The organism is Parazoarcus communis SWub3 = DSM 12120 (assembly GCF_003226565.1).
In the GTDB taxonomy this organism is placed as follows: domain Bacteria; phylum Pseudomonadota; class Gammaproteobacteria; order Burkholderiales; family Rhodocyclaceae; genus Parazoarcus; species Parazoarcus communis.
Genome location: NZ_QKOE01000008.1, coordinates 143,023 through 165,642, shown reverse-complemented (window position 1 = coordinate 165,642; position 22,620 = coordinate 143,023). Strand labels below are relative to the sequence as shown.

Here is a 22,620-nt window from a genome sequence, read left to right as displayed (position 1 = left end):
GCTTGAGCGTGAGCGAGCCGAGCACGATGGCGACGACGGCGGTAAATACCAGCCCGACGACCAGCGCGAGCCAGGGCGAACCGGCCAGCCACGACAGGTAGCCGGGCAGGTCGGTGGCGGTGGTGAGCAGCCCGGTGGTGTAGGCGCCCAGACCGACGAAGGCGGCCTGGCCGAAGCTGGTGAGCCCGCCCACGCCGGTGAGCAGCACCAGCCCGAGCGCGACCATGGCGTACAGGCCGATGTAGTTGAGCAGGGTGACGTAGAACGGCGGCAGCACCAGCGGGGCGACCAGCAGCAGGCCGAGGAAGACGCCAAGCACGAGGCGGGGCGAGAGCATGGCGGAGGCTCCTTGTGCGGAAGACGAGGGCATGGGGTCGAGAGGCAGACGGGCGGTCATGACGCGGGGCTCACTCTTCTTCTTCCAGATGATGGCTGGTGAGCGAGCGCCACAGCAGGACCGGGATGATCAGCGTGAATACGATCACTTCCTTGTAGGCGCTGGCCCAGAACGAGGAGAAGGCTTCGAGCAGGCCGACCAGAACCGCGCCGACCGCGGCGACCGGGTAGCTCGCCAGCCCGCCGATGATGGCGGCGACGAAGCCCTTGAGACCAATGAGGAAGCCGGTGTCGTAGTAGATGGTGGTGATCGGGGCGATCAGCACGCCCGACAGGGCGCCGATGAAGGCGGCGAGCAGGAAGGTGAGCTTGCCGGCAAGGGTGGGCGAGATCCCCATCAACTGGGCACCGGTGCGGTTGATCGCGGTGGCGCGCAGGGCCTTGCCGTAGATGGTGCGCTCGAAGAACAGGTAGAGTGCGACGATCAGCGCAAGCGAGGCGACGATGACCCAGATCGTCTGGCCCGACACCAGCAGCGGGCCGACATCGAAGCGGACGTCGCTGAACGGCGGTGTGCGCTGGCCTTCGGCACCGAAGAACAGCAGCCCCAGGCCCACCATGCCGACGTGGGCGGCGACCGAGACGATCAGCAGGATCAGGACCGGGGCCGAGGCGATCGGCTGGTACACCAGGCGGTACATCAAGGGGCCCATCGGCACCACAATCGCCAGTGCGAACAGCACTTGCGCGAGCATCGGCAGTTCCTTGAGCGGCAGCAGCATCAGCAGCGCAGCCAGCCCCAGCGGATAGGCCAGGTTCCAGCCGGCCACGCCGACCAGCTTTCTGGTTTGTCCCGACTTGAGCGCGGCACCCCCATCGAGCACCGCCGCCAGCACCCCCATGCCCACCAGCAGCCACACCGTGGCCGGCACGATGCCGGTCTGCATCATCGCCAGCGTCAGTGCGCCAAAGGCAACGAATTCGCCCTGAGGAATGAAGATCACCCGCGTCACCGCGAACACCAGCACCAGCGCCAACGCCAGCAGCGCGTAGATCGCCCCGTTGGTGATGCCGTCCTGCCCCAGCAGCAGTGCGATTTGAAAGTCCATGACGAGTCCTCGCCCCACCCTGGGTCCAGGCGGACCGGTGTGGCTTGCTAACTAGATATTTATTGCGAACGAAGCGGGATGCGGGGGCGAAAGCCCCCGCATCAATACGATGCGACTTACTTGACCAGGCTCCAGGTGCCGTTCTTGATCTCGACCATCACGCGCGCGCGCTGATCGAAGCCAAGGTGATCGGTCGGGCTCATGTTGAAGATGCCATGTGCCGCCGGCAACTCCTTCACGTTCTCGAGCGCATCACGCATGGCCGCACGGAACTCGGCGGTACCCGGCTTGGCCTTCTTCAGCGCTTCGGGCACGGCAGCTGCCATCAGCAGACCGGCATCCCAGGCGTGCGCGCCGAAGGTCGACACCGAACCCTTGCCATGTGCAGCCTCGTACTTGGCGATGTACTCGAGTGCCGGCTTCTTGACCGGGTTGCTGTCCGGCAACTGCGCCGCAACCAGCACTGGACCGGCCGGCAGGAAGGTGCCTTCGCAGTCCTTGCCACAGACACGCAGGAAATCGTTGTTGGCGACGCCATGGGTCTGATACAGCTTGCCCGCATAACCCCGTTCCTTCAGGGTCTTCTGCGGCAGTGCGGCCGGCGTGCCGGAACCCGCAATCAGTACCGCATCAGGGCGCGACGAGATGATCTTGAGGATCTGACCCGTCACCGACGTGTCGTTGCGGTTGAAGCGTTCGTTGGCCACGATCTGCAGCTTGCGCGCCTCGGCCACCGACTTGAACTGCTCATACCAACCTTCGCCATAGGCATCCGCAAAGCCGATGAAAGCGACCGTCTTCACGTTGTTGTTGGTCATGTGCTCGATGATCGCCGTTGCCATCTGTGCGTCGTTCTGCGGCGTCTTGAACACCCAGCGCTTCTTGTCATCGATCGGCTCGATGATGCGCGCGGATGCCGCCATCGAGATCATCGGCGTTGCGGCCTCGGCCACCACGTCGATCATCGCCAGCGAGTTCGGCGTGGTAGTGGAACCGATGATGACGTCGACCTTGTTCTCGGTAATCAGCTTGCGGACGTTCTTGACCGCAGTGGTCGTGTCCGACGCATCATCGAGGACGATGTAATTGACCTTCTCGCCGCCGATGGTCGTCGGCATCAGGGCGAAAGTGTTCTTTTCCGGAATGCCCAGCGAGGCAGCAGGACCGGTCGCCGAGACCGTGACACCGACGTTGATGTCGGCGTGCACGGCGCTCGCTGCAAAAGCCAGGCCGATGGCGGCCATCAGGGTGTGCTTCAACTTCATGGTGTCTCCTCCTCTTCGTTTATATGAGCGAACAGGCTTGAGGGTTGCCTGCTCGCTTGCGGGTGAAAATTATCACATAACTAAATCGTTTAAAAATGACGAATTGTGACCTGAATCACGCTTCGACGCGTTCGATGATCATCGCAATGCCCTGGCCGACGCCGATGCACATCGTGCACAGACCATAGCGCCCACCGGTACGTTCAAGCTGTCGCATCGCCGTCAGCACCAGACGTGCGCCCGACGCCCCCAGAGGATGACCGAGTGCAATGGCGCCGCCATTGGGGTTTACGCGCGGATCGTCGTCCGGCAGGCCGAGCAGGCGGGTGACCGCCAGGCCTTGTGCGGCGAAGGCCTCATTGAGTTCGATGACATCCATCTGCGCCAGCGTCAGCCCGGCCATCGCCAGCACCTTGCGTGAGGCGGGCGCAGGCCCGATGCCCATGATGCGCGGCTCGACCCCCGCTGTGGCCATGGCGACGATGCGCGCCCGCGGCTTCAGCCCGTGCCTGGCAGCCGCCTCACCAGAGGCGATCAGTAGCGCGACCGCTCCGTCGTTGGTGCCGGATGCGTTGCCGGCAGTCACCGTGCCATCCGGCCTTACCACGCCTTTCAGGCGAGCCAATGCTTCCAGCGAGGTATCGGGCCGAGGGTGTTCGTCGGCGGCCACGACCAGCGGATCGCCCTTCTTGCGCGGAATCTCCACCGGGCACAACTCCCCGTCAAAGAAGCCGCACTCCACGGCTGCCGCATGGCGCTGCTGACTGCGCAGCGCAAAGGCGTCCTGATCGGCACGTGAGACCTTGAAATCGGTCGCAACGTTCTCGGCCGTCTCGGGCATGGAGTCGATGCCGTACTTCGCCTTCATCAGTGGATTGACGAAGCGCCAGCCGATGGTGGTGTCCTCAATCTTCGCACTACGCGAGAACGCGGTGTCGGCCTTGCCCATGACGAAGGGTGCCCGGCTCATGCTCTCGACGCCGCCCGCGATCATCAGACCCGCCTCCCCCGCCTTGATCGCGCGCGCAGCCGTTCCCACCGCATCCATGCCCGACCCGCAAAGGCGGTTGAGGGTGGAGCCCGGCACGTCGATCGGCAAACCGGCCAGCAGGCCCGCCATACGGGCGACATCGCGATTGTCCTCGCCAGCCTGGTTGGCGCAACCGTAGTAGATATCCTCGACCGCGGCCCAGTCCAGCCCGGGGTTGCGCGCAATCAGTGCCTTGATCGGCAGTGCGGCAAGATCGTCGGTGCGCACACCCGACAAGGCACCACCGTAGCGTCCGATCGGGGTACGGATGCCATCGCAGATATAAGCTTCGGTCACAGTGCTGTCTCCTCTTATTTGATGTCTTGTGTTGTCCCGGCCAGCCGTCACGTCCGTTTCAATCGGAGGCGACGGCTTCCAGGTCGGTATTCCGTCCCGGGACCACCAGCCCGGTCTGCAGCAGACCCTTGACCCCGTTGAGCAGGATGGCCGTCACCACGGGTGCCATATCGGCATAGGTGAAGCGGCCATCGGCGCGCAACCAGGTAAAGGTCCAGTTGATCATGCCGAACAGGATCATCGCCACGGGCTTGTCCAGGCTACGATCCCGCAGTCCCGGCTCGACCCGTTCGATCGCCTCGGCAAAGGCGGCCACCACTTTGCGCTGCTTGCCGACCACGTATTCTTCCTGTGCCGCCTGCAGGAACTTGACGTCCTGCACCAGCACCACATGCTGGCTCTGCGAGTGCTCATACTCTTCCATGAAGCGCATCACCAGTGCCGCCAGATGCGGTTCAGCTTCGAGATCCTGCGCCTCGACACCCGCGACAATGGCCAGCAACTGGTCCATGTAGCTGTCGGCAATGTCAAACAGGATGTGTTCCTTGTCTCGGTAGTAGTGATACAGCAAGGGCTTGGACACGCCGCAGGCCTTGGCCAGCTCGGCCATGGATGCGTTGTGGAAGCCCTTGTCGGCAAACAGCCGCGCCGCCTCCTGCAGGATGGCGCCGCGCTGGACTTCGAAGGAGGGAGATTTACCCCGTGCCATGATTCGGTTCCGTGTTCGTGCGTGTGTAGGCGCTCACCCGCGGCAAACCGGAAGTCCGCTCCGTTCAACGATCGTCGAAACTGATGACCACCCGCTCGGTCAGCGGATGGGCCTGGCAGGTGAGCACGAAGCCCGCGTCAACGTCCGGCTGTTCGAGGGTGTAGTTCTTGTCCATGCGGACCTTGCCCTCGAGGACCCTGGCGCGGCAGGTGCAGCATACCCCACCCTTGCACGAATACGGCAGATCCATGCCGGCACGCAGGGCCACATCCAGGATGGACGGATCGGTGGCGCGGAACTCCATCTCGCGCTTGAGTCCGTCTGCGATGACGGTGATCCGGGCCTGGGGCGCGTCACCGGCCTCTACATGATGCGCTGGCCCGCTGTCGGGAATGCCGAAACGCTCCAGGTGAATGCGCTCAGCCGTCAGACCACCGGCCAGCAAACCGGCTTCAACCTCGTCGATCATCGCGCCCGGACCACAGATGAAGGCCGCGTCGATGTTGTCGGCCGGAATCAGGGTGTCGAGAAAGCTGGCGACCCGGGCACGGTCGAGGCGACCGTTGAACAGCGGCACTTCCTGTTCCTCGCGCGAGAACACGTGGTACAGGGTGAAGCGCGTCATGTAGCGGTCCTTCAGGTCCTCCAGCGCTTCGGCAAAGATCACGCTGTTCTGGCGACGGTTGCCGTAGATCAGGGTGAAGCGGCTCTTCGGCTCGGCCTTCAGGGTCGTCTTGATCAGGGACAGGATGGGGGTGATGCCACTGCCCGCGGCAAACGCCACATAGTGCCGGGCCTGCGCCGGATCCAGTTCGGTGTGGAAACGCCCTTCCGGCGTCATCACCTCGATCACGTCACCGGCCTGGAGGCCGTCATGCGCCCAGGTCGAGAAGCGGCCACCGCCAATCTTCTTGATTGCCACCCGCAACTCGCCGTCATCCACGCCAGCACAGATGGAGTAGGAGCGGCGCAGCTCTTCGTCGTTGACCCGCGCCTTCAGGGTCAGGTGCTGCCCCTGGACGAAACGGTAGTCTTCGGCCAGCTCGGCCGGCACGTCGAAACGCAGGCTGATCGCATCAGCCGTTTCACGGCGCACCTCGGCGATCTTCAGGGGGTGGAATTTGGGCGTCATTCGGTGTCTCCGGTGTCCGTCTTGTCGGGCGGATCAGATCGGTTTGAAATATTCGAAAGGTTCAAGGCAGCTACGGCAGCGCCAGGTCGCCTTGCAGGCAGTGGAGCCGAACTCGGACAGACGTTCGGTATCGTTCGAGCCGCAGCGCGGACAGGTCAGCCGCTTGCGCACGAAGCGGATCGGTTGCGCGGCTCCGCTCACCGCGCGATCGCCAGGCGGCACGATGCCGTAGGCACGCAGCTTTTCACGCGCAGCGTCACCGATCCAGTCACTGGTCCAGGGTGGATCGAGCCGGGTCTCGAGCTTGACCCCGGGGGCGCCCGCCGCGAGCAGGCTGTCACGGATCGCCAGGCCAATGACCTCGGTGGCGGGGCAGCCCGAATAAGTCGGGGTCACGACCACCGTCAGGCCATCATCCGAGCAGCGCAGCTCGCGGATGATGCCGAGCTCGACCACCGAGACGACCGGCACCTCCGGGTCGGGTACGCCGTCAAGCACCTGCCAGGCCTGCGATTCGGTCAGCATGATCGGCTTCCGCTTACCACTGCGCACCAGGGTAGGTGCGCTGCATGTACTGCATGGTGGCAAGCAGGTGCCCCATGTGCTCGGAATGACGGCCGAACTTGCCGAAACTCTTGAACGGTGTCCGCGCCGGAACGACCAGCGTCGCCTCGGCCAGCACCGGCAGCACCAGGGCTTCCCATTCTGCCTCGAGCGCGCTCCACGCAGGGCCGATGCCCGCGGCTGCTGCGGCAGCATCAACCGGCGAGTCGGCAAACAGCTCGGCGGAGTAGGGCCACAGATAATCCAGTGCAGCCTGGGTTTTCTGCTGCGACAGCGCGGTACCGTCACCCAGCCTGATCACCCATTCCGCCGAGTGATTGAGGTGATAGCGCGCCTCCTTGAGGCTCTTTGCCGCAATCGCTGCCAGCGCCCGGTCGGTGGACGCCGACAGCTTGTCCCACAGCAGCACCTGAAAGGCGCTGAACAGGAAGTTGCGTACCGTGGTACGGCCAAAATCCTCATTCGGCACTTCCATCAGGGTGACATTGCGGAAATCACGCTCCACCCGCAGGAAGGCAAGCTGGTCCTCGTCACGCCCCTTGCCTTCGAGCTCGCCGGCATGGGTCAGCAGCAGTCGCGACTGTCCGATCAGATCAAGCGCCATGTTCGAAAGGGCGAGATCCTCTTCGATCACCGGTGCGTGACCGCACCATTCGGAGATGCGCTGCCCCAGGATCAGCACGTTGTCGGCCAGGCGCAGCACATACTCGATGTGCTCGGCGCGGGTAATATCATGTTCGCTCATCTTGCCGCCCTCACATGTGATTGACTTCGTCAGGCAGCTGATAGAAGGTCGGGTGGCGATAGATCTTGTCTTCGGCCGGATCGAACAGCTCGGGCTTGGCATCCGGATCGGAAGCCACGATATCGGAGGCCTTCACCACCCAGATCGATACGCCTTCCAGGCGGCGGGTATACACATCGCGTGCCACTTGCAGCGCCATCGTCGCGTCGGGGGCGTGAACGCTGCCACAGTGCTTGTGATCGAGGCCGTTACGGCTGCGGATGAAGACTTCCCACAGCGGCCATTCCTTTTTCTGCATGTCTCATTCTCCTCGTATGCGGGTCGGTGCCGGTCTGCGCCGGCACCCGGTATCAGTTTCAGGCGGCTTGCTGTTGCCGGACGGAGTGCTTCTCGGCGTGCGCGATCGCGGCTTCGCGTACCCAGGCACCGTCATCCCAGGCCTTCTGCCTTGCAGCCAGGCGATCGACATTGCACTGCCCGTTGCCACCGACCACACTCCAGAACTCGTCCCAGTCGATCGCGCCAAAATCGTAATGACCGCGAGCCTCATTCCACTTCAGCGCCGGATCGGGCAGCGACACGCCCAGCACTTCGGCCTGCTTCACTGTGGCATCGACGAACTTCTGCCGCAGGTCGTCGTTGGAGATGCGCTTGATGCCCCAGCGTGCCGAATCGGTATGCACGCTGTCCTTGTCGTGCGGGCCGAACATCATGATCGACGGCCACCACCAGCGATTCACCGCGTCCTGCACCATCTCGCGCTGCTCTTCGGTGCCTTTCATCATCTGCAACAACAGGTCGTAGCCCTGACGCTGATGGAAGGATTCTTCCTTGCAGACGCGGATCATCGCGCGGGCATAGGGCCCGTAACTGCACTTGCACAGCGGGATCTGGTTCATGATCGCCGCGCCATCCACCAGCCAGCCGATCACGCCGATATCGGCCCAGTTCAGCGTCGGGTAGTTGAAGATCGAGCTGTACTTGGCCTTGCCTGACAGCAGTGCCTCGTAGAGTTCATCGCGCGACACGCCCAGGGTCTCGGCTGCCGCATAGAGATACAGACCGTGGCCGCCCTCGTCCTGCACCTTGGCCAGCAGGATGGCCTTGCGCTTGAGGCTGGGCGCACGGGTGATCCAGTTGCCTTCGGGCAGCATGCCGACGATCTCGGAATGCGCATGCTGGCTGATCTGACGGATCAGGGTCTTGCGATAGGCCTCGGGCATCCAGTCCTTGGGCTCGATGAAGCCGCCTGCGTCGATCTTGGCATTGAACTCGGCCAGATAGTCCGGATTCTCGACCTTGCGCGGACCTTTGGCTTCGCCATCGGGAATGCTGAGGGATTGTGTGTACATGTTGAACTCCTGTTGAGTTGCTGATGCAGCGGCACTGCCTTATGCCTTGGGCCTGCGATCGACGACGCGCTTGGCCTTGCCGACGGTGACCCGCTCGATCGAGAACGGCTCGCCGACCACGACCTTGCACGACACCCCGATCAGGCTCTTGATGTGATGCGTCAGCTCCTTGGCCAACGCCTCCTTCTGCTCCGGATGACGGCCGACATTGGCCTCGGCATTGACTTCGACCTTCACCGTCAGCGTGTCCATGTGGCCGGCCTTGTCGACCTCGAGCAAATAGTGCGGTGCCAGCTTGGGCATCTTGCAGATCAGCTCCTCGATCTGGGTCGGGAAGACATTGACCCCGCGAATGATCAGCATGTCGTCCGAGCGGCCGGTAATCTTGGCCATGCGGCGCATGCTGCGCGCAGTCGGCGGCAGCAGCCGGGTCAGATCGCGGGTCCGATAACGGATGACCGGCATCGCCTCCTTGGACAGCGAGGTAAACACCAACTCGCCTTCCTCGCCGTCAGCCACCACCTCACCCGTTTCCGGGTTGATGATCTCGGGATAGAAGTGATCTTCCCAGATGGTCGGACCATCCTTGGTTTCGACACATTCGTTGGCCACGCCCGGCCCCATGACCTCGGACAGGCCGTAGATGTCGACCGCATCGATGCCGGCACGCGCCTCGACCGCCTCGCGCATCGCGGGCGTCCAGGGCTCGGCGCCGAAGATGCCGATCTTGAGCGAGGTGGATTTCGGATCGATGCCCTGCGCCTCCATCTCATCGAGAATGGTGAGCATGTAGGACGGCGTCACCATGATGATCTTGGGCTTGAAGTCCTGGATGATCTGGATCTGCTTTTCGGTCTGACCGCCGGACATCGGAATCACCGTACAGCCCAGGCGCTCGGCACCATAGTGTGCCCCCATGCCGCCGGTAAAAAGACCGTAGCCGTAGGACACATGCACCATGTCACCCGGGCGCCCGCCCGAAGCACGGATCGAACGCGCCACCACATTGGCCCAGGTATCGATGTCCTTGAGCGTGTAACCCACCACGGTCGGCTTGCCGGTCGTCCCCGACGAGGCGTGCACCCGGGCAACCTTGTCCATCGGCACCGCAAACATGCCAAAAGGATAGTTGTCGCGCAGGTCATGCTTGGTGGTGAAGGGAAACTTCGCCAGGTCTTCAAGCGTTTTCAGGTCGTCGGGATGGACGCCCTTGTCATCGAACTTCTTGCGGTAATGGGGCACATTGTCGTAGGCGTGGCGCACGCTCCACTTCAGGCGCTCGAGTTGCAGCGCACGCAGCTCGTCGATACTGGCCTTCTCGATCGGCTCGAGCGCCGCGGGTGAATAGTGATTGACCGGCATTGTTTGTCTCCTCCTTCCTCTGTTTCTGGCAGCGTGCCCGCTATCCTTTTTGTTCGTGCAGGCTTACAACTCGACGACCGGACGACCCTTGATCCGGTATGACTTGCCACGCATCACCGCAATCAGTTCGCCGCTCTGGTTGGTCACGGTGATGTCGTACACCCCGGTACGGCCCGCCGCATGCACCTCGCGAGCCTCGGCGGTCAGCACGTCGCCGGGCCGGCCCGGTGCCATGAAGTCGACGCTGATACCGGAGGCCACCGTCTGTTCGTTATAGCTGTTGCAGGAAAAGGCAAAGGCCGAATCCGCCAGCGTGGTGATGAAGCCACCGTGACAGATGCGAAAGCCGTTGAGCATGTCCTCGCGCACCGCCATGTGCATCTTCGCGTAGCCCGGCCCCACGGCTTCGATCACCATGCCCAGCCCCTTCGAGGCCTGGTCGTTGGCGAACATGCCATCCCGCACCCGCTCGGCCAGCGCCTGGGGATCCAGACCCGCGCTGAGATCGCGACTGTTGCGTTCTGTGCTCACGGTTCAGTTCCCCTTGAATTGCGGCGCGCGTTTTTCCATGAAGGCGGCCACGCCTTCACGGTAGTCATGCGAACGACCGCACTCACGCATCATGTCGCGCTCAAGGTTGAGCTGGGTTTCGAAATCCTGCGTCGAACTGGCCCAGATCGCCTTCTTGGTCTGTGCATAACCAAAGGTGGGGCCCTGTGCCAGCTGAGCAGCCAGCGCCTTCACCGTGGGCAGCAGCGCTTCGTCATCGACACACTTCCAGATCAGCCCCCAGGCTTCGGCCTGCTCGGCCGACACCTTGTCACCCAGCAAGGCCAGCCCCATGGCCCGCGCCGGGCCCAGTAGCCGTGGCAGGATCCAGGTGCCGCCAGTATCGGGAATCAGTCCCAGCTTGCAGAACGCCTGAATGAAGCTGGCTGAGCGCGCCGCGAACACCATGTCGCAAGCCAGTGCCAGATTGGCACCAGCGCCCGCCGCCACACCGTTGACCGCGCAGATTACCGGCAGGTCCAGCGCACGCAGCGTCATCACCAGCGGCTTGTAGTTCTTTTCGACCGAAGCGCCCAGATCAGGCGCCTCGCCCCCCGCCGCAACCGAGCGGTCGGACAGATCCTGACCGGCACAGAAGCCGCGCCCCGCACCCGTGATCAGCAACACCCGGATCGCGCCCTCGGCACGACCGAGCCTGACCTGCTCAAGCGCGGCGCGCACTTCGGCATGCATCTGGTCGTTGAAACTGTTCAAGCGGTCCGGCCGGTTCAGGGTCAGCACCGCAACACCCGCGTCGACTTCGAAGCGTATGGTTTCTGCGTTGGCGAGCACAGCGCTCATCGTGTCTCCTCCTTGTCTTCCGCAACGTACGGGCGCACGCTGCGGCCTTGTTCTTCGGGTCGTTCGATCTGCTGTTCTTCGCAGTTTGACCGACCGGTCAATCAATAGTAGTCTTGATCCAGATCAAAAGACAAGCACTTTTCACTTGATCTTTTTCACCGCACTGCAGCACCCCCGCAGCACCCCAATACCCCGTGCAGGCCCACCTGCCGGATCTGACGACACGAGGAGACAAGACATGCCCCATCCGCTGTTCGAAAAGCACAAGGCCACGCTGGACGCCGCCATTTCCGCCATTCACGGCCGCGGCTACTGGACCCCCTATCCCGAAATGCCCAGCCCCAAGGTCTACGGTGAAACCGCAGCCGACGACGGCAAACGGGCGTTCGAAGCCTGCCTGGGCGCCGACTTCGTGCTCGACCAGCCCGGTCAGACCGGCTGGGCTGCCAGCGAACGTTCGCCCTACGGCATCGACATGGCGGTGCGCTACCCGGTGTGCGACCCCGAAGCGCTGATCGCCGCAGCCCAGGGCGCGATGGCTGGCTGGCGCAAGCTGGGCGCGGACGGCCGCGTCGGTGTCTGCCTGGAGATCCTCGACCGCTTGAACAAACGCAGCTTCGAAATCGCCCACGCGGTCATGATGACCACTGGCCAGGGCTGGATGATGGCCTTCCAGGCCGGCGGTCCGCATGCCCAGGATCGTGGCCTGGAAGCGGTGGCCTACGCCTGGGACGAGATGAGCCGGGTGCCGGCCGAAACCGTCTGGGAAAAGCCGCAAGGCAAGAATCCCCCGCTGAAGATGAAGAAGCACTACGAGATCGTCGGCCGCGGCGTCGGTCTGGTGGTCGGTTGCGGCACCTTCCCGACCTGGAACACCTACCCTGGGCTGTTCGCAACCCTGGCCACCGGCAATCCGGTCATCATCAAGGCGCACAGCAACGCCATCCTGCCTGCGGCCATGACGGTGAAGATCGCCCGCGGGGTGCTCGCCGAAGCCGGGCAGGATCCCAACCTGGTCAGCCTCGCGGTCGTCGAGCAGCGCGCCGCCACCCAGGCACTGGCCACCCATCCCGCAGTGAAGTCGATCGATTTCACCGGCAGCAACGTGTTCGGCCAGTGGCTGATCGACAACGCCCGCCAGGCCCAGGTCTATGCCGAACTGGCCGGCGTCAATAACGTCGTCATCGAATCGACCGACAGCTACAAGGCGATGCTGCGCAACCTTGCCTTTACCCTGTGCCTGTATTCGGGCCAGATGTGCACCACGACCCAGGCCATCCTGGTACCAGCCGATGGCATCGACACCGACCAGGGCCGCAAGTCGTTTGACGAAGTCGCCGCCGACCTGGGCGCCGCAATCGACAAGTTCCTGACCGACCCTGCAGTGGCCACTGCGGTGCTCGGTGCAATCCAGTCCGAAGCCACCCTCGACCGCATCGCCGAAGCTGGCGAGTACGGCCGTATCGTGCTGGCGTCGAAAAAGATCGACCACCCCGACTTCCCCAAGGCAGAAGTGCGCACGCCGGTCCTGCTCAGCTGCGACGCGGTCGACGAGAAAAGCTATATGGAAGAACGCTTCGGCCCGATCGCCTTCGTCGTCAAGGTCGCCGATGCTGCTGCCGCCGTCGGGCTGTCCGAACGCATCGTCAGCGAACACGGCGCGCTGACGGTCGGCCTCTACTCGAACAAGCAGGCCGTCATCGACGCCATGACCGATGCCACCTTGCGCGCGGGCGTGGCACTGTCGATCAACCTGACGGGTGGCGTCTTCGTCAACCAGTCGGCCGCCTTCTCCGACTACCACGGGGTTGGCATGAACCCCGCCGCCAACGCGGCCTATTCCGATGGTGCCTTCGTCGCCAACCGCTTCCGGGTGGTTCAGCGGCGTTACCACGTCGAATAAGCCCTTCGCACGCCCTTTGCGATCGCCTGCGCCGCGCCCTGCCTCAAGCAGGGACGCGGCGCACATCACATCAGGAGTCCCCATGCCCTGCTACGAAATCGACGGTCTCCGACCCGTCATCCACCCCAGCGCCTACGTTCATCCCGACGCCGTACTGATCGGTGACGTCATCATCGGTCCGCGCTGTTATGTCGCACCACTGGCCTCGCTGCGCGGCGACTTCGGTCGCATCGTGCTGGAAGAAGGCAGCAACATCCAGGACACCTGTGTGATGCATGGCTTCCCCGGGACCGACACGGTGATCGAGGTCGACGGTCACGTTGGCCACGGTGCAGTGCTGCATGGCTGCCGCGTCGGCCGCAATGCGCTGATCGGCATGAATGCAGTGATCATGGACAAGGCCAGCATCGGCGAATCGACCATCGTCGCCGCCTGCGCCTTCGTCAAGGCCGGCCTGGAGATCCCGGCCAGGAAACTGGTCGCCGGCATGCCCGCCAAGATCGTCCGCGACCTGTCTGAACAGGAAATCGCCTGGAAGATCGACGGTACCCGCTGCTATCAGGATCTGACAGTGCGCAGTCTCGCCAGCCTTCGCCCCTGCGAACCGCTGACCGAGATCGAGGCCGGCCGCACCCGCTTCGAGTTTCCTGGTGTGATTCCGCTGACGGACGTCAAGAAAGGCAATTGAACCCGGGCGCTGCCTGCCCCGGGACTGAAGTGCCCAACGGCCGCGGAGCAGTCTGTTTTCGTCATGATGCGCTGGCCACTCATGGAAATCAGGCGGCTAACTTGGCATTCGCGCAACATCAGTGAGCGCTTTCACTGGCTGGAACACAACGAAAGGAATAGTCTGCCGGGATCGCTGCCGTCACGATGAGACCATGGACCTGCCGCCCGACACCCCCAGACGCCCCGCCCTGCCGCTGAGCGGCAGCCTGTTTGCCGAGCTGCCACCAATCGGCCAGGAGGAGAGCTTCCTGCCCTTGCTGCAGTCGGACACGACCTGCATTGAGCGCATCGTCTCCCGCGGCCACGCCAGCCCACCCGGTTTCTGGTACGACCAACCCGACGACGAGTGGGTGATGCTTGCCAGCGGTGCCGCCGAGTTGTTGTTCGAGGATGGCAGACGGCTGATCATGCGGCCGGGTGACTGGGTCACCATCCCGGCGCGCTGCCGCCACCGGGTGGAGTCCACCGGGCCGGAAACCGTGTGGCTGGCAGTCCATATCCGCCGCCTGCCAGGCAAAGTGTCATGCGCATGAGGGCAAAACTTCCTTAAGATAGCGGCTTTGCATACCGGAGCCTTTCAATGCGCCTGCCCGCCTTGCGTCACTGGCTGATTGCCGCCGCCCTCGCCACCACGCCGCTACTGGCACCGACCACCGCGTTTGCCGAAGCCCCCCAGGTCAAGACTCAGGCACCGGGCTTTTACCGCATGATGGTCGGGAACTTCGAGGTCACCGCGCTCTATGACGGCTACCTGGATCTCGACGCCAAGCTGCTGCGCAACGCCAGCCAGCGTGACATCCAGCGCCTGCTGACCAAGCACTTCACCACCGGCCCGGCCATCCAGACGGCAGTCAATGCCTACCTGATCAATACCGGCTCCAAGCTGGTGCTGATCGACACAGGCACCGCCAAGGCCTTTGGCCCCTCGCTCGGCTTCGTTGCCGACAACCTCAAGGCCGCAGGCTACGATCCCGCACAGGTCGATGTCGTGCTGCTGACCCACCTGCATGGCGACCATGTCAATGGCCTGATCTCTGCCGATGGCCGCGCTGCCTTCCCCAACGCCAGCGTGCATGCAGCCAAGGCCGACGCGGACTTCTGGCTGCCTGCCGCTGCGCTGGACGCCGCGGACGAAGCCAGCAAGCCCTTCTTCCAGATGGCCCAGGCTGCAATCGCGCCGTACAAGAGCAGCGGACGGTTCTCCACCTTCGAAGATGGCGCCAAGCTCATTGCCGGTATCAAGGCGGTGGCGCTTCCCGGACACACCCCGGGGCACAGCGGCTTCATGATCGAATCGGAGGGCAAGCGCATGCTGGTATGGGGCGACATCATCCACAACGCAGCCAGCCAGTTCGAGAACCCGGAAATCGCGATCGAATTCGACGTCGATCGCAAGCAAGCCGTTGCCACCCGACAGAAGGTGCTGAACCTCGCAGTCAAGGAGAAGCTGATGGTCGCCGGCATGCACCTGCCTTTCCCCGGCATCGGCCATATCCGGCGCGAAGGCAAGGGCCGCTTCGAGTGGGTTCCGGTGGAGTACAGCCCCATCCGCTGACACCTGCCGACAACACGGGATCGCCCGTTCGGCAGGGCGGTCCCGCGGCCTCTCCAGGCCCGCTCAGCTCAAGGCCGCAAGGTCGAGCCCCCAGCGCGTCAGCGCATGACGCAGCAAGGTCTGCTCGGGCGGGCTGATGCGCCCGTCAGCCTTCGACAGCACCAGCATCGCGCGGCAGGTGATCATCCGCAGGGCAGGATCCGTCACGCTGTCAAGCAGACGCTCGAACCGTTCGAGATCCACGACCCGTACCGCCTGCCCTTCGCCACTGGGCCGCAAGCTGCGGCAGTGATCGAGCAATGACTGCACCAGCACGTCCCGCGGCACACCGAGCAGGTCAGGAATGGCATGACGATCGAGCGCGTCAAGCTCCCGACTGGCCAACTCCCCGTCGGCAATCATGGTCAGGGCAATCAGATGAGCGGCGGTGTGGCGCTGCTCGCCAAGCGTGGCAGTCATGGGCGTCTCCTTGTTGATCAGGCGGTTTCGACCGTCCGACCGAAGCCGGGTTCAGGCCAAAGTGCAGGAGAGCGGCGGCAGATTGGTTTGGCTGCCGTATAATTCGTAAGCATTCGTATCCACCCATCCGGACAGCAGCACCGCCCACGTCGACTATTCCACAGCATCACCGGACCGCCCGCTCTAGAATCCGGCCCGCCTGCCCTTTGCTCCGCCCCGTCATGACCGCTTCCGACCCCGCCCGTTTTCGTCCGCTGCAACGTCTGCTTGCCGTGGGTCTGGCGCTCGTCCTCGTTTCGACCGGATGCAGCACACCCACTCCGGCCCGCCCTCTGGAGCAGCAGGCGGGCGATTACCGCTACACACTGGCTCATACGCGCTGGCTGATCGATCGTGAAATGGCGGACAACAAGGTCACCGGTCTGTCGATCGCGCTGGTGGACGACCAGCATGTCGTGTGGGCGGAAGGCTTTGGCCACGAGGATGCGGAAAGCCGCCAGCCCGCTACCAGCCAGACACCCTACCGTCTGGGCTCCATCGCCAAGGTACTGACTGCGACCGCAGCGATGCAACTGGCCGAACAAGGCCGGCTCGACATCGACCGCCCGCTGTCCGACGCACTTCCCGGCTTTTCGGTTCGGTCCCGCTACGACCGGGGTGGCGACATCACCCCTCGCAACATCATGCATCACCACTCGGGCCTGCCGTCAAACTACCTGCGCGGCATGCTCACCACCGACACCCCTGAGCCCTTCACCCGCCTGGTCAGCGCGGTGCAGGACGAATACGTCGCCTACCCGCCCGATTTCATCTTCTCCTACTCCAATCTGGCCGTCACGCTGCTGGGTGCGGCCATCGAACGGATCGCTGGACAACCCTACGAAAGCCATCTTGCCGCCAGCCTGTTCGAGCCACTGGGCATGACCCAGACCCGCTTCGACCCCAAGCCGGCGCTCAAGGTTTACGACAAGCATCGTCCGATCGAGCCCCTGGCGCTGCGCGATCTACCCTCCGGCGGCCTGGTCTCCACAGTCGACGATATGAGCCGCTTCATGCGCTGGGTGTTTGCCGAAGGTCGCGTCGGTGAGCGTGAACTGCTCGGCGCCGGCAGCCTGGCCGAAATGCTGCGCCCGCAGAACACGCAGATTCCGCTCGACATGGGCTTTCGGGTCGGCCTCGGCTGGCTGCTGTCGGGCATCGAGATCCGCAATGCCGGCACCGTCGCCAGTCATGGGGGCACCCTGCTCGACTCCCACAGCATGATGGTGATCCTGCCCGATCACAAACTCGGCGTCATCGTTGCCTCCAATTCGGCAAGCTCGCAGGGCGTGGTCAAGACCGTCGCAACCGAAGTGCTCAAGCTCGCACTCGAGGCCAAGACCGGCATCCGTCAGCCCGACCCGCTGCCAACAGCCCAGGATGAGGTCGTACTGCCACGCGAACACCTCGAGTCCTACGCCGCATGGTACGACTCGATGGTTGGCCTGATCCGGGTCGACCCGGGCAGCAATGCGCTTGACGCCCGCGTCATGGGCCACACCCTGCAGCTCAAGCCCCGCGCGTCGGGCCAGTTCGGTCTGCGTTACAAGCTGTTCGGCATGATCCCGGTGCAGGTCAGCGCCTTCGACGGCATTCGCGTCTCGCGCGCGCGCGTGGCGGGCCACAATGTCCTGGTCGGCCATTTCGGCGACGACACCATGCTGGTCGGTGAACAACTCCGCCCGACGCCGGTTCCTCAGCGACTGCTAGACTTCGTCGGCGAATACGAGGTCGTCGGCCAGCCGCTGGGCATCATGCCGGACCGACTGGCACTCCGTCTGGAAGACGGCATGCTGGTCGGCGAATGCACCTTCTCGCAACTCCCGGGTTTCGTACTGCGAGTGGGGCTGAAGCCCCTGTCCGACAGTGAGCTGCTGATCCAGGGCCTGGGCACCGGCAAGGGCGAGACCATCATCGCCAGCAATCAGGGCGAGGAGCGCGTGCTGCTATTCTCCGGCCTCGAACTGCGCAAGAAGCTCAATTGACGCCCCCGGCCACCGTGAAACGCGTCCTCCTGGTCCACTACTCGCAGAGCGGGCAGCTCTCCGATATCGCCCATGCACTCGTCGAGCCGCTGCGCGCCGCCGGCCATGCGGTTCATGTCGAGACGCTGTGCCCGGAGCCTGCCTTTCCCTTTCCCTGGCCCTTCTTCCGCTTTCTTGACGCCTTTCCCGAATCGGTGCGCCTGGACCCGCGTCCCAATCAGGCGCTGTCTGCCGATGCGGAAGGGGATTTCGATCTCATCGTCCTGTGCTGGCAGGTGTGGTACCTGTCGCCATCGCAACCCATCACCGCCTTCCTGCAAAGCCCCGAAGGCCGCCGCCTGCTCCGGGACAAGCCGGTGGTCAGCGTGGTGGCTTGCCGCAACATGTGGATGACCGCCTTCGACAAGCTGTGTGGGCTGATCGAGGCAGCCGGTGGCCGTCTCACCGACCATGTTGCCTACACCGACCGCGCGCATCCGCTGGCCACCTTCATCACCACTCCGCGCTGGATGTTCACTGGTCGTCGCGACCGTTTCCTGGGGCTGCCGGAGGCCGGCGTCAGCGCTTCAGAAGCAGCAGGCGCCGCGCGTTTCGGTCGTGCCCTGGCCCAAGCCCTGCAGCGTGACGAGGAGTGCAGCGGCGCACCGATGCTGACCGGGTTGCGCGCAGTCGAGGTCAATCCCCGACTAGCCATCAGCGAACAGGCAGGGCAACGGGCATTCCGGGTGTGGTCCGCCTTCGTCCGCCTGTTCGGCAAACCGGGACGCTGGCAACGCATCCCCGCGCTCGGCTTGTTCGTGTGCTACCTCGTGGTGTTGATCATTACAGTGGTACCCTTGAGCCTTGTGCTTCAGCGCCTGTTCGACCCGCTGCTTCGTCGCCGTCTCGATGCCCTGCGTGTCCGCTACGAACAACCTTCGGGATCGGACGGTGCGCGCATGACTGAACATGACTGAACCCCACGCCGTTTTCATTACTGCCACTGCCTCCTGCCTGCCCAATGCCCCGGTCGGCAACGATGCCATCGAGGACGTACTCGGCCGCATCGGCGGCCGGCCGTCGCGTGCCCGCCGCATCGTGTTGCGCAATAACGGCATCGAACAGCGCCACTACGCCATCGACCCGGCAAGCGGCGAGCCCACTCACAGCAACGCCCAACTCACCGCCGAGGCCATCCGCGGCCTGACCCGGCACGGCTTCACACCCGACGCCATCGAATGCCTGGCCACCGGCACCTCGTTGCCAGACCAGTTGATGCCCAACCACGGGGTCATGGTGCATGGCGAACTCGGCAACCCGGCCTGCGAAGTGGTGTCGACCGCCGGCATCTGCCTGGCCGGCCTGACCGCACTGAAATACGCCTGGCTGTCCGTGCTGTCCGGCAACAGCCGCAATGCGGTTGCCACCGGCTCCGACCTGCCTTCGGCGGTGATGCGGGCGGACACGTTCGAGGCCGAGAACGAAGCCCGGGTGCGTGCCCTCGAGACGCATCCCGAGATTGCTTTCGACAAGGATTTCCTGCGCTGGATGCTGTCTGACGGCGCTGGCGCCTTCCTGCTCGAAACCGCGCCACGGGCCGAAGGCCCGTCGCTGCGCATCGACTGGATCGAGCTGTCATCGCAGGCTCACGCGCTGCCCGCCTGCATGTATGCCGGCGGCGAACGTAGCAGCGACGGCCGCCTGACAGGCTGGGCCCGCCACACGCCCCAGCAATGGGCCGAGCAATCGATCTTTGCGATCAAGCAGGACGTCCGCCTGCTCAACGACCATGTGGTCGCGGCAACACTCGAAACCCCGCTGCGTGGCCTGATGCGAAAACGTGCCTTGAAGGCAGAGGACATCGACTGGTTCCTGCCACACATGTCCTCCCATTATTTCCGTCAGCCCATCGCTGACTGTCTGACCCGGCTGGGACTGCCGATTCCATTCGAACGCTGGTTTACCAACCTGACGACCCGGGGCAATACCGGCGCGGCCTCGATCTATATCATGATCGACGAACTGTGCCGCAGTGGCCGTCTGCACGCCGGCCAGCGCTTGTTGTGTTTTGTTCCGGAAAGCGGCCGCTTTTCCAGCGGTTTCATGCACCTCACCGTGGTCTGACGATGAAGGCAGAAGACGTTCCGCAGGAAGGCAACACCACGCTGGGCGGTCAGCGCAAGGCAATGTACGCCCGTGGCGCCGATGGCCGCATCGGCATCGTCGCTTCACAGGGCTGGGAAGCCGAGGAGATCGTCACCCGCCAGGCGGTGGAGGAACTCGAACGCCTGGCCGCAGACGCGCGTCGTCGGGCCCTTGCAGGCGAAACCTCGCCGCTGGAATACCACATGTACCGGGCGCGCATGGACATCACGCTGCTGTCCCAGGTCACCGGCCTGTGGGCATGGCGGGTACGCCGTCACCTGCGCCCGGCGGTCTTTGCGCGACTGAGCCCGGCCCTGCGCGCACGCTACGCCGCCGCACTCGGGATCGAAACTCAACGGCTCGACCGCCTCGATCCATGAATTTGCCAGCGTTCCATCTCTATCGGGCTGGCCGCATCAGGCCCCATCAGCCCGCAGCCCTTTTTCCGGCCGGTCATAACGCCCGATACAGGCTTGCCAAATGAACACGCCTTCCGACTTCAGGCACCAGCACGCCTCGCACTGCGAAAGTGGCGTCATGTCGGCCATCGTCCGTCACTACGGCCTGCCGCTATCCGAACCGATGGCGCTCGGGCTGGCCTCGGCAATCTCCTTCGCCTACCTGCCCTTCGTCAAGCTTGGCGGTCTGCCATTGGTCGCCTACCGGATGCCGCCACGCGCGATCATCCGTGGCCTGCAGAAACCCCTTGGCTTGAAGATGCGTACCGAAACCTTCCGCAGCGCCGAAAAGGGCCGTGCGCGTCTCGATGCGCTGCTCGACGCGGGCCAGGTCGTCGGCTTGCAGACCTCGGTGTTCTGGCTGCCTTATTTCCCGCCCGACCTGCGCTTTCACTTCAACGCCCACAACGTGCTTGCCTACGGCCGCGACGGCGACGACTACCTGCTGTCCGACCCGGTGTTCGAAGAGCCGGTACGCTGCGCCAGCGCCGATCTGGCCCGGGCGCGCTTCGCCCGCGGCGTGCTCGCGCCCAAGGGTCTGCTCTACTACCCTGAAGGCCGGCCGGTCGAACCGGACTGGCAACAGGCCATCCCTGCAGCCATCCGCAAGACGGTGCGCATCATGCTGCGTGCCCCTTTGCCGCTAATCGGGGTGCGGGGTGTCGAACGCGTCGCGCGTGCCGTCGAGCGCCTGCCTGCCGGAGAGCAGGTGGCGCAGTCCAAGCTCTTCGTCGGCCATCTGGTGCGGATGCAGGAGGAAATCGGCACCGGTGGCGGGGGGTTCCGCTATATGTACGCCTCCTTCCTGGAGGAGGCCGCTGACCGTCTCGCCCGCCCGGCCTTCGCCGATCTGGCCGGCGAACTGGTGGAAATCGGCGACGGCTGGCGTGAGTTCGCCCTGGCGGCCGCCCGCATGATCCGCGACCGCGACCCCTTCGACGGCCCACGCCTTGCCGCCCTGCTGCGACACCAGGGCCAGCGCGAGCGCGAACTCTTCACCCGGCTCGATCACGCCACCCGGTAGCCGGCCATGCCCTTGCTGACCCCGGCGCCGTACGGACGCAGCCGCCCAGACGCCTTGCAGCAAGCCCGTCGTCCGCCCGCGCCTTGCCCACAACATGGATCCACCGGCGCGCCATGATCTGCATCGACAAGCTGGTTTATCGCTACCGCAGCGCCAACCGTCCGGCACTGGACGGCGTAAGCCTGCAGATTGCCCCTGGCAGCCTGTTCGGGCTGCTGGGTCCCAACGGCGCCGGCAAGACCACCTTGATATCGCTGCTCTCCGGACTGCTCAGCCCCCACCACGGCAGCATCCGTATCCGGGACACGGCACTGACCGATTTCCGCCGCACCTACCCCAACGCAATCGCCCTGGTGCCGCAAGACCATGCCTTCTACCCCATGCTGACGGTGGCGGAGAACCTGGCCTTCTTTGCCGGCGTACAGGGTCTCGACCGGCGCACACAGGCCAGCCGCAGCGCGGCAGCGATCGAGTTCGCCCGCCTCGAAGGCGTCACCCGCCAACTCGCCGGAGAGCTTTCCGGCGGCCTGCGCCGGCGCCTGAACCTGGCCATCGGCCTGCTCGCCGATCCCGACATCCTGCTGCTGGACGAGCCCACCGTCGGCGTCGATCCACAATCCCGGCACTTCCTGCTCGACGCCATCCGCACGCTTGCAAAACATGGCAAAACCATCATCTATACCAGTCATTACATGGAAGAGGTCGAGGCACTGTGCGACGACATCGCCATCATCGATCATGGCCGGGTACTGACGCATGGCAGCCTGGCCACACTGCTGGCGGACGACGTCCCCAGCCTGCATCTGCGCCTGCCCCAGCCACTCCCGGCCACACTCGCGCACACCTGGGCAACGCGCCATGCAAGCTTCACCACCTGCGGACGCGAAGTGACCCTTGCGCCGGTCACCATGGCCACACTGCCCCGGATCCTCGCCGAACTGGCCGACGCCGGCCTTGCCCCACTTGGACTCAGCCTGGGTGAGCGCAACCTCGAACAACGCTTCATGCAACTGACTCAACGCTCGCTACGCGATTGAGTGCCCTACCCGCACTGAACGCCGCGCCGCCCTTCCCTGGGTTGACGACAAACCCG

The 22,620-nt window shown here is 64.2% G+C and carries 24 protein-coding genes; 10 read left to right on the top strand and 14 right to left on the bottom strand.

From position 1 onward, the window contains the following. The 13 genes from DNK49_RS13170 to paaG all read right to left on the bottom strand — a co-directional run. Nucleotides 1-337, bottom strand: a 337-nt coding sequence (locus DNK49_RS13170) for an ABC transporter permease subunit (protein ID WP_424445155.1), incomplete at its 3' end; no start/stop codon positions are given. 70 nt (nucleotides 338-407) lie between these two features. After that, on the bottom strand, nucleotides 408-1,445 hold the full coding sequence (locus DNK49_RS13165; protein ID WP_110525252.1) for a branched-chain amino acid ABC transporter permease: 1,038 nt from the start codon (nucleotides 1,443-1,445) through the stop codon (nucleotides 408-410). A gap of 116 nt (nucleotides 1,446-1,561) precedes the next feature. Next, nucleotides 1,562-2,710: an ABC transporter substrate-binding protein gene (locus DNK49_RS13160; protein ID WP_110525250.1), complete on the bottom strand. Its 1,149-nt coding sequence runs from the start codon at nucleotides 2,708-2,710 to the stop codon at nucleotides 1,562-1,564. Between the two features lie 115 nt (nucleotides 2,711-2,825). Beyond that, a complete protein-coding gene (pcaF, locus tag DNK49_RS13155) occupies nucleotides 2,826-4,037 on the bottom strand; it encodes a 3-oxoadipyl-CoA thiolase (RefSeq protein WP_110525248.1) in 1,212 nt (403 codons plus the stop codon). Nucleotides 4,038-4,095: 58 nt separating this feature from the next. After that, nucleotides 4,096-4,746 carry a TetR/AcrR family transcriptional regulator gene (locus DNK49_RS13150; RefSeq protein ID WP_110525246.1) on the bottom strand — a complete coding sequence of 217 codons (651 nt, stop codon included), beginning with the start codon at nucleotides 4,744-4,746 and terminating at the stop codon, nucleotides 4,096-4,098. A gap of 64 nt (nucleotides 4,747-4,810) precedes the next feature. After that, nucleotides 4,811-5,878 (bottom strand): 1,2-phenylacetyl-CoA epoxidase subunit PaaE, encoded by a 1,068-nt coding sequence (gene paaE, locus DNK49_RS13145; protein WP_110525244.1) that lies wholly within the window; start codon nucleotides 5,876-5,878, stop codon nucleotides 4,811-4,813. Between the two features lie 33 nt (nucleotides 5,879-5,911). Then, on the bottom strand, nucleotides 5,912-6,403 hold the full coding sequence (paaD, locus tag DNK49_RS13140) for a 1,2-phenylacetyl-CoA epoxidase subunit PaaD (protein WP_110525242.1): 492 nt from the start codon (nucleotides 6,401-6,403) through the stop codon (nucleotides 5,912-5,914). A gap of 13 nt (nucleotides 6,404-6,416) precedes the next feature. Then, nucleotides 6,417-7,187, bottom strand: coding sequence for a 1,2-phenylacetyl-CoA epoxidase subunit PaaC (paaC, locus tag DNK49_RS13135; RefSeq protein ID WP_110525240.1), 771 nt, complete (start codon nucleotides 7,185-7,187; stop codon nucleotides 6,417-6,419). Nucleotides 7,188-7,197: 10 nt separating this feature from the next. Then, nucleotides 7,198-7,485 carry a 1,2-phenylacetyl-CoA epoxidase subunit PaaB gene (paaB, locus tag DNK49_RS13130; protein WP_110525238.1) on the bottom strand — a complete coding sequence of 96 codons (288 nt, stop codon included), beginning with the start codon at nucleotides 7,483-7,485 and terminating at the stop codon, nucleotides 7,198-7,200. 58 nt (nucleotides 7,486-7,543) lie between these two features. After that, complete coding sequence (gene paaA / locus DNK49_RS13125; protein WP_110525236.1) at nucleotides 7,544-8,539, bottom strand: 1,2-phenylacetyl-CoA epoxidase subunit PaaA; 996 nt, start codon at nucleotides 8,537-8,539, stop codon at nucleotides 7,544-7,546. Nucleotides 8,540-8,578: 39 nt separating this feature from the next. Then, the gene (paaK, locus tag DNK49_RS13120; RefSeq protein WP_110525234.1) at nucleotides 8,579-9,901 is read right to left on the bottom strand and encodes a phenylacetate--CoA ligase PaaK; all 1,323 of its coding nucleotides are present in this window, start codon (nucleotides 9,899-9,901) and stop codon (nucleotides 8,579-8,581) included. Between the two features lie 63 nt (nucleotides 9,902-9,964). After that, complete coding sequence (paaI, locus tag DNK49_RS13115) at nucleotides 9,965-10,432, bottom strand: hydroxyphenylacetyl-CoA thioesterase PaaI (protein ID WP_341538206.1); 468 nt, start codon at nucleotides 10,430-10,432, stop codon at nucleotides 9,965-9,967. Between the two features lie 3 nt (nucleotides 10,433-10,435). After that, nucleotides 10,436-11,251, bottom strand: a complete 816-nt coding sequence (gene paaG, locus DNK49_RS13110) for a 2-(1,2-epoxy-1,2-dihydrophenyl)acetyl-CoA isomerase PaaG (RefSeq protein ID WP_110525232.1) — start codon at nucleotides 11,249-11,251, stop codon at nucleotides 10,436-10,438. A gap of 238 nt (nucleotides 11,252-11,489) precedes the next feature. Here paaG and paaN point away from each other — a divergent pair, with 238 nt between their 5' ends. From paaN to DNK49_RS13090, 4 genes are all read left to right on the top strand, one after another. Next, nucleotides 11,490-13,154, top strand: coding sequence for a phenylacetic acid degradation protein PaaN (paaN, locus tag DNK49_RS13105; protein WP_110525230.1), 1,665 nt, complete (start codon nucleotides 11,490-11,492; stop codon nucleotides 13,152-13,154). A gap of 82 nt (nucleotides 13,155-13,236) precedes the next feature. After that, nucleotides 13,237-13,842: a phenylacetic acid degradation protein PaaY gene (paaY, locus tag DNK49_RS13100; protein WP_110525227.1), complete on the top strand. Its 606-nt coding sequence runs from the start codon at nucleotides 13,237-13,239 to the stop codon at nucleotides 13,840-13,842. 193 nt (nucleotides 13,843-14,035) lie between these two features. Then, the gene (locus DNK49_RS13095; protein WP_110525225.1) at nucleotides 14,036-14,416 is read left to right on the top strand and encodes a cupin domain-containing protein; all 381 of its coding nucleotides are present in this window, start codon (nucleotides 14,036-14,038) and stop codon (nucleotides 14,414-14,416) included. A gap of 47 nt (nucleotides 14,417-14,463) precedes the next feature. Then, nucleotides 14,464-15,438 carry an MBL fold metallo-hydrolase gene (locus DNK49_RS13090; protein WP_110525223.1) on the top strand — a complete coding sequence of 325 codons (975 nt, stop codon included), beginning with the start codon at nucleotides 14,464-14,466 and terminating at the stop codon, nucleotides 15,436-15,438. Between the two features lie 63 nt (nucleotides 15,439-15,501). Here the strand turns inward: DNK49_RS13090 and DNK49_RS13085 are convergent, their stop codons facing one another. Continuing rightward, nucleotides 15,502-15,897: a TerB family tellurite resistance protein gene (locus DNK49_RS13085; RefSeq protein WP_110525221.1), complete on the bottom strand. Its 396-nt coding sequence runs from the start codon at nucleotides 15,895-15,897 to the stop codon at nucleotides 15,502-15,504. Nucleotides 15,898-16,118: 221 nt separating this feature from the next. Between DNK49_RS13085 and DNK49_RS13080 the strand changes: the two genes are divergently transcribed. The 6 genes from DNK49_RS13080 to DNK49_RS13055 all read left to right on the top strand — a co-directional run bounded on the left by DNK49_RS13080 (nucleotide 16,119) and on the right by DNK49_RS13055 (nucleotide 22,564). Then, complete coding sequence (locus DNK49_RS13080) at nucleotides 16,119-17,921, top strand: serine hydrolase domain-containing protein (RefSeq protein ID WP_110525219.1); 1,803 nt, start codon at nucleotides 16,119-16,121, stop codon at nucleotides 17,919-17,921. A 14-nt stretch (nucleotides 17,922-17,935) separates the two neighbouring features. Further along, nucleotides 17,936-18,877 (top strand): hypothetical protein, encoded by a 942-nt coding sequence (locus DNK49_RS13075; protein ID WP_110525280.1) that lies wholly within the window; start codon nucleotides 17,936-17,938, stop codon nucleotides 18,875-18,877. Continuing rightward, entirely contained in the window at nucleotides 18,870-20,024 is a 1,155-nt protein-coding gene (locus tag DNK49_RS13070; protein ID WP_110525217.1) for a beta-ketoacyl-ACP synthase III, read from the top strand. The genes DNK49_RS13075 and DNK49_RS13070 overlap by 8 nt, the downstream gene beginning before the upstream one ends. A gap of 2 nt (nucleotides 20,025-20,026) precedes the next feature. After that, entirely contained in the window at nucleotides 20,027-20,425 is a 399-nt protein-coding gene (locus DNK49_RS13065) for a DarG family dialkylresorcinol biosynthesis protein (protein ID WP_110525215.1), read from the top strand. A gap of 100 nt (nucleotides 20,426-20,525) precedes the next feature. Next, nucleotides 20,526-21,527, top strand: coding sequence for a BtrH-related acyltransferase DarH (darH, locus tag DNK49_RS13060; protein WP_110525213.1), 1,002 nt, complete (start codon nucleotides 20,526-20,528; stop codon nucleotides 21,525-21,527). A gap of 113 nt (nucleotides 21,528-21,640) precedes the next feature. Further along, nucleotides 21,641-22,564 (top strand): ABC transporter ATP-binding protein, encoded by a 924-nt coding sequence (locus DNK49_RS13055; protein WP_110525211.1) that lies wholly within the window; start codon nucleotides 21,641-21,643, stop codon nucleotides 22,562-22,564. Nucleotides 22,565-22,620: the final 56 nt, after the last annotated feature.

What these genes read in the sequence shown, in the direction of transcription:
- DNK49_RS13165 (WP_110525252.1), bottom strand. Translation starts at nt 1,445, where the DNA reads ATGGACTTTCAAATCGCACTGCTGCTGGGGCAGGACGGCATCACCAAC.
- DNK49_RS13070 (WP_110525217.1), top strand. Translation starts at nt 18,870, where the DNA reads ATGACTGAACCCCACGCCGTTTTCATTACTGCCACTGCCTCCTGCCTG.
- paaE (WP_110525244.1), bottom strand. Translation starts at nt 5,878, where the DNA reads ATGACGCCCAAATTCCACCCCCTGAAGATCGCCGAGGTGCGCCGTGAA.
- paaG (WP_110525232.1), bottom strand. Translation starts at nt 11,251, where the DNA reads ATGAGCGCTGTGCTCGCCAACGCAGAAACCATACGCTTCGAAGTCGAC.
- darH (WP_110525213.1), top strand. Translation starts at nt 20,526, where the DNA reads ATGAACACGCCTTCCGACTTCAGGCACCAGCACGCCTCGCACTGCGAA.
- paaA (WP_110525236.1), bottom strand. Translation starts at nt 8,539, where the DNA reads ATGTACACACAATCCCTCAGCATTCCCGATGGCGAAGCCAAAGGTCCG.
- DNK49_RS13065 (WP_110525215.1), top strand. Translation starts at nt 20,027, where the DNA reads ATGAAGGCAGAAGACGTTCCGCAGGAAGGCAACACCACGCTGGGCGGT.
- DNK49_RS13055 (WP_110525211.1), top strand. Translation starts at nt 21,641, where the DNA reads ATGATCTGCATCGACAAGCTGGTTTATCGCTACCGCAGCGCCAACCGT.
- DNK49_RS13080 (WP_110525219.1), top strand. Translation starts at nt 16,119, where the DNA reads ATGACCGCTTCCGACCCCGCCCGTTTTCGTCCGCTGCAACGTCTGCTT.
- paaN (WP_110525230.1), top strand. Translation starts at nt 11,490, where the DNA reads ATGCCCCATCCGCTGTTCGAAAAGCACAAGGCCACGCTGGACGCCGCC.
- DNK49_RS13160 (WP_110525250.1), bottom strand. Translation starts at nt 2,710, where the DNA reads ATGAAGTTGAAGCACACCCTGATGGCCGCCATCGGCCTGGCTTTTGCA.
- paaY (WP_110525227.1), top strand. Translation starts at nt 13,237, where the DNA reads ATGCCCTGCTACGAAATCGACGGTCTCCGACCCGTCATCCACCCCAGC.
- DNK49_RS13090 (WP_110525223.1), top strand. Translation starts at nt 14,464, where the DNA reads ATGCGCCTGCCCGCCTTGCGTCACTGGCTGATTGCCGCCGCCCTCGCC.
- DNK49_RS13150 (WP_110525246.1), bottom strand. Translation starts at nt 4,746, where the DNA reads ATGGCACGGGGTAAATCTCCCTCCTTCGAAGTCCAGCGCGGCGCCATC.
- paaC (WP_110525240.1), bottom strand. Translation starts at nt 7,187, where the DNA reads ATGAGCGAACATGATATTACCCGCGCCGAGCACATCGAGTATGTGCTG.
- paaD (WP_110525242.1), bottom strand. Translation starts at nt 6,403, where the DNA reads ATGCTGACCGAATCGCAGGCCTGGCAGGTGCTTGACGGCGTACCCGAC.
- DNK49_RS13085 (WP_110525221.1), bottom strand. Translation starts at nt 15,897, where the DNA reads ATGACTGCCACGCTTGGCGAGCAGCGCCACACCGCCGCTCATCTGATT.
- paaK (WP_110525234.1), bottom strand. Translation starts at nt 9,901, where the DNA reads ATGCCGGTCAATCACTATTCACCCGCGGCGCTCGAGCCGATCGAGAAG.
- paaB (WP_110525238.1), bottom strand. Translation starts at nt 7,485, where the DNA reads ATGCAGAAAAAGGAATGGCCGCTGTGGGAAGTCTTCATCCGCAGCCGT.
- DNK49_RS13095 (WP_110525225.1), top strand. Translation starts at nt 14,036, where the DNA reads ATGGACCTGCCGCCCGACACCCCCAGACGCCCCGCCCTGCCGCTGAGC.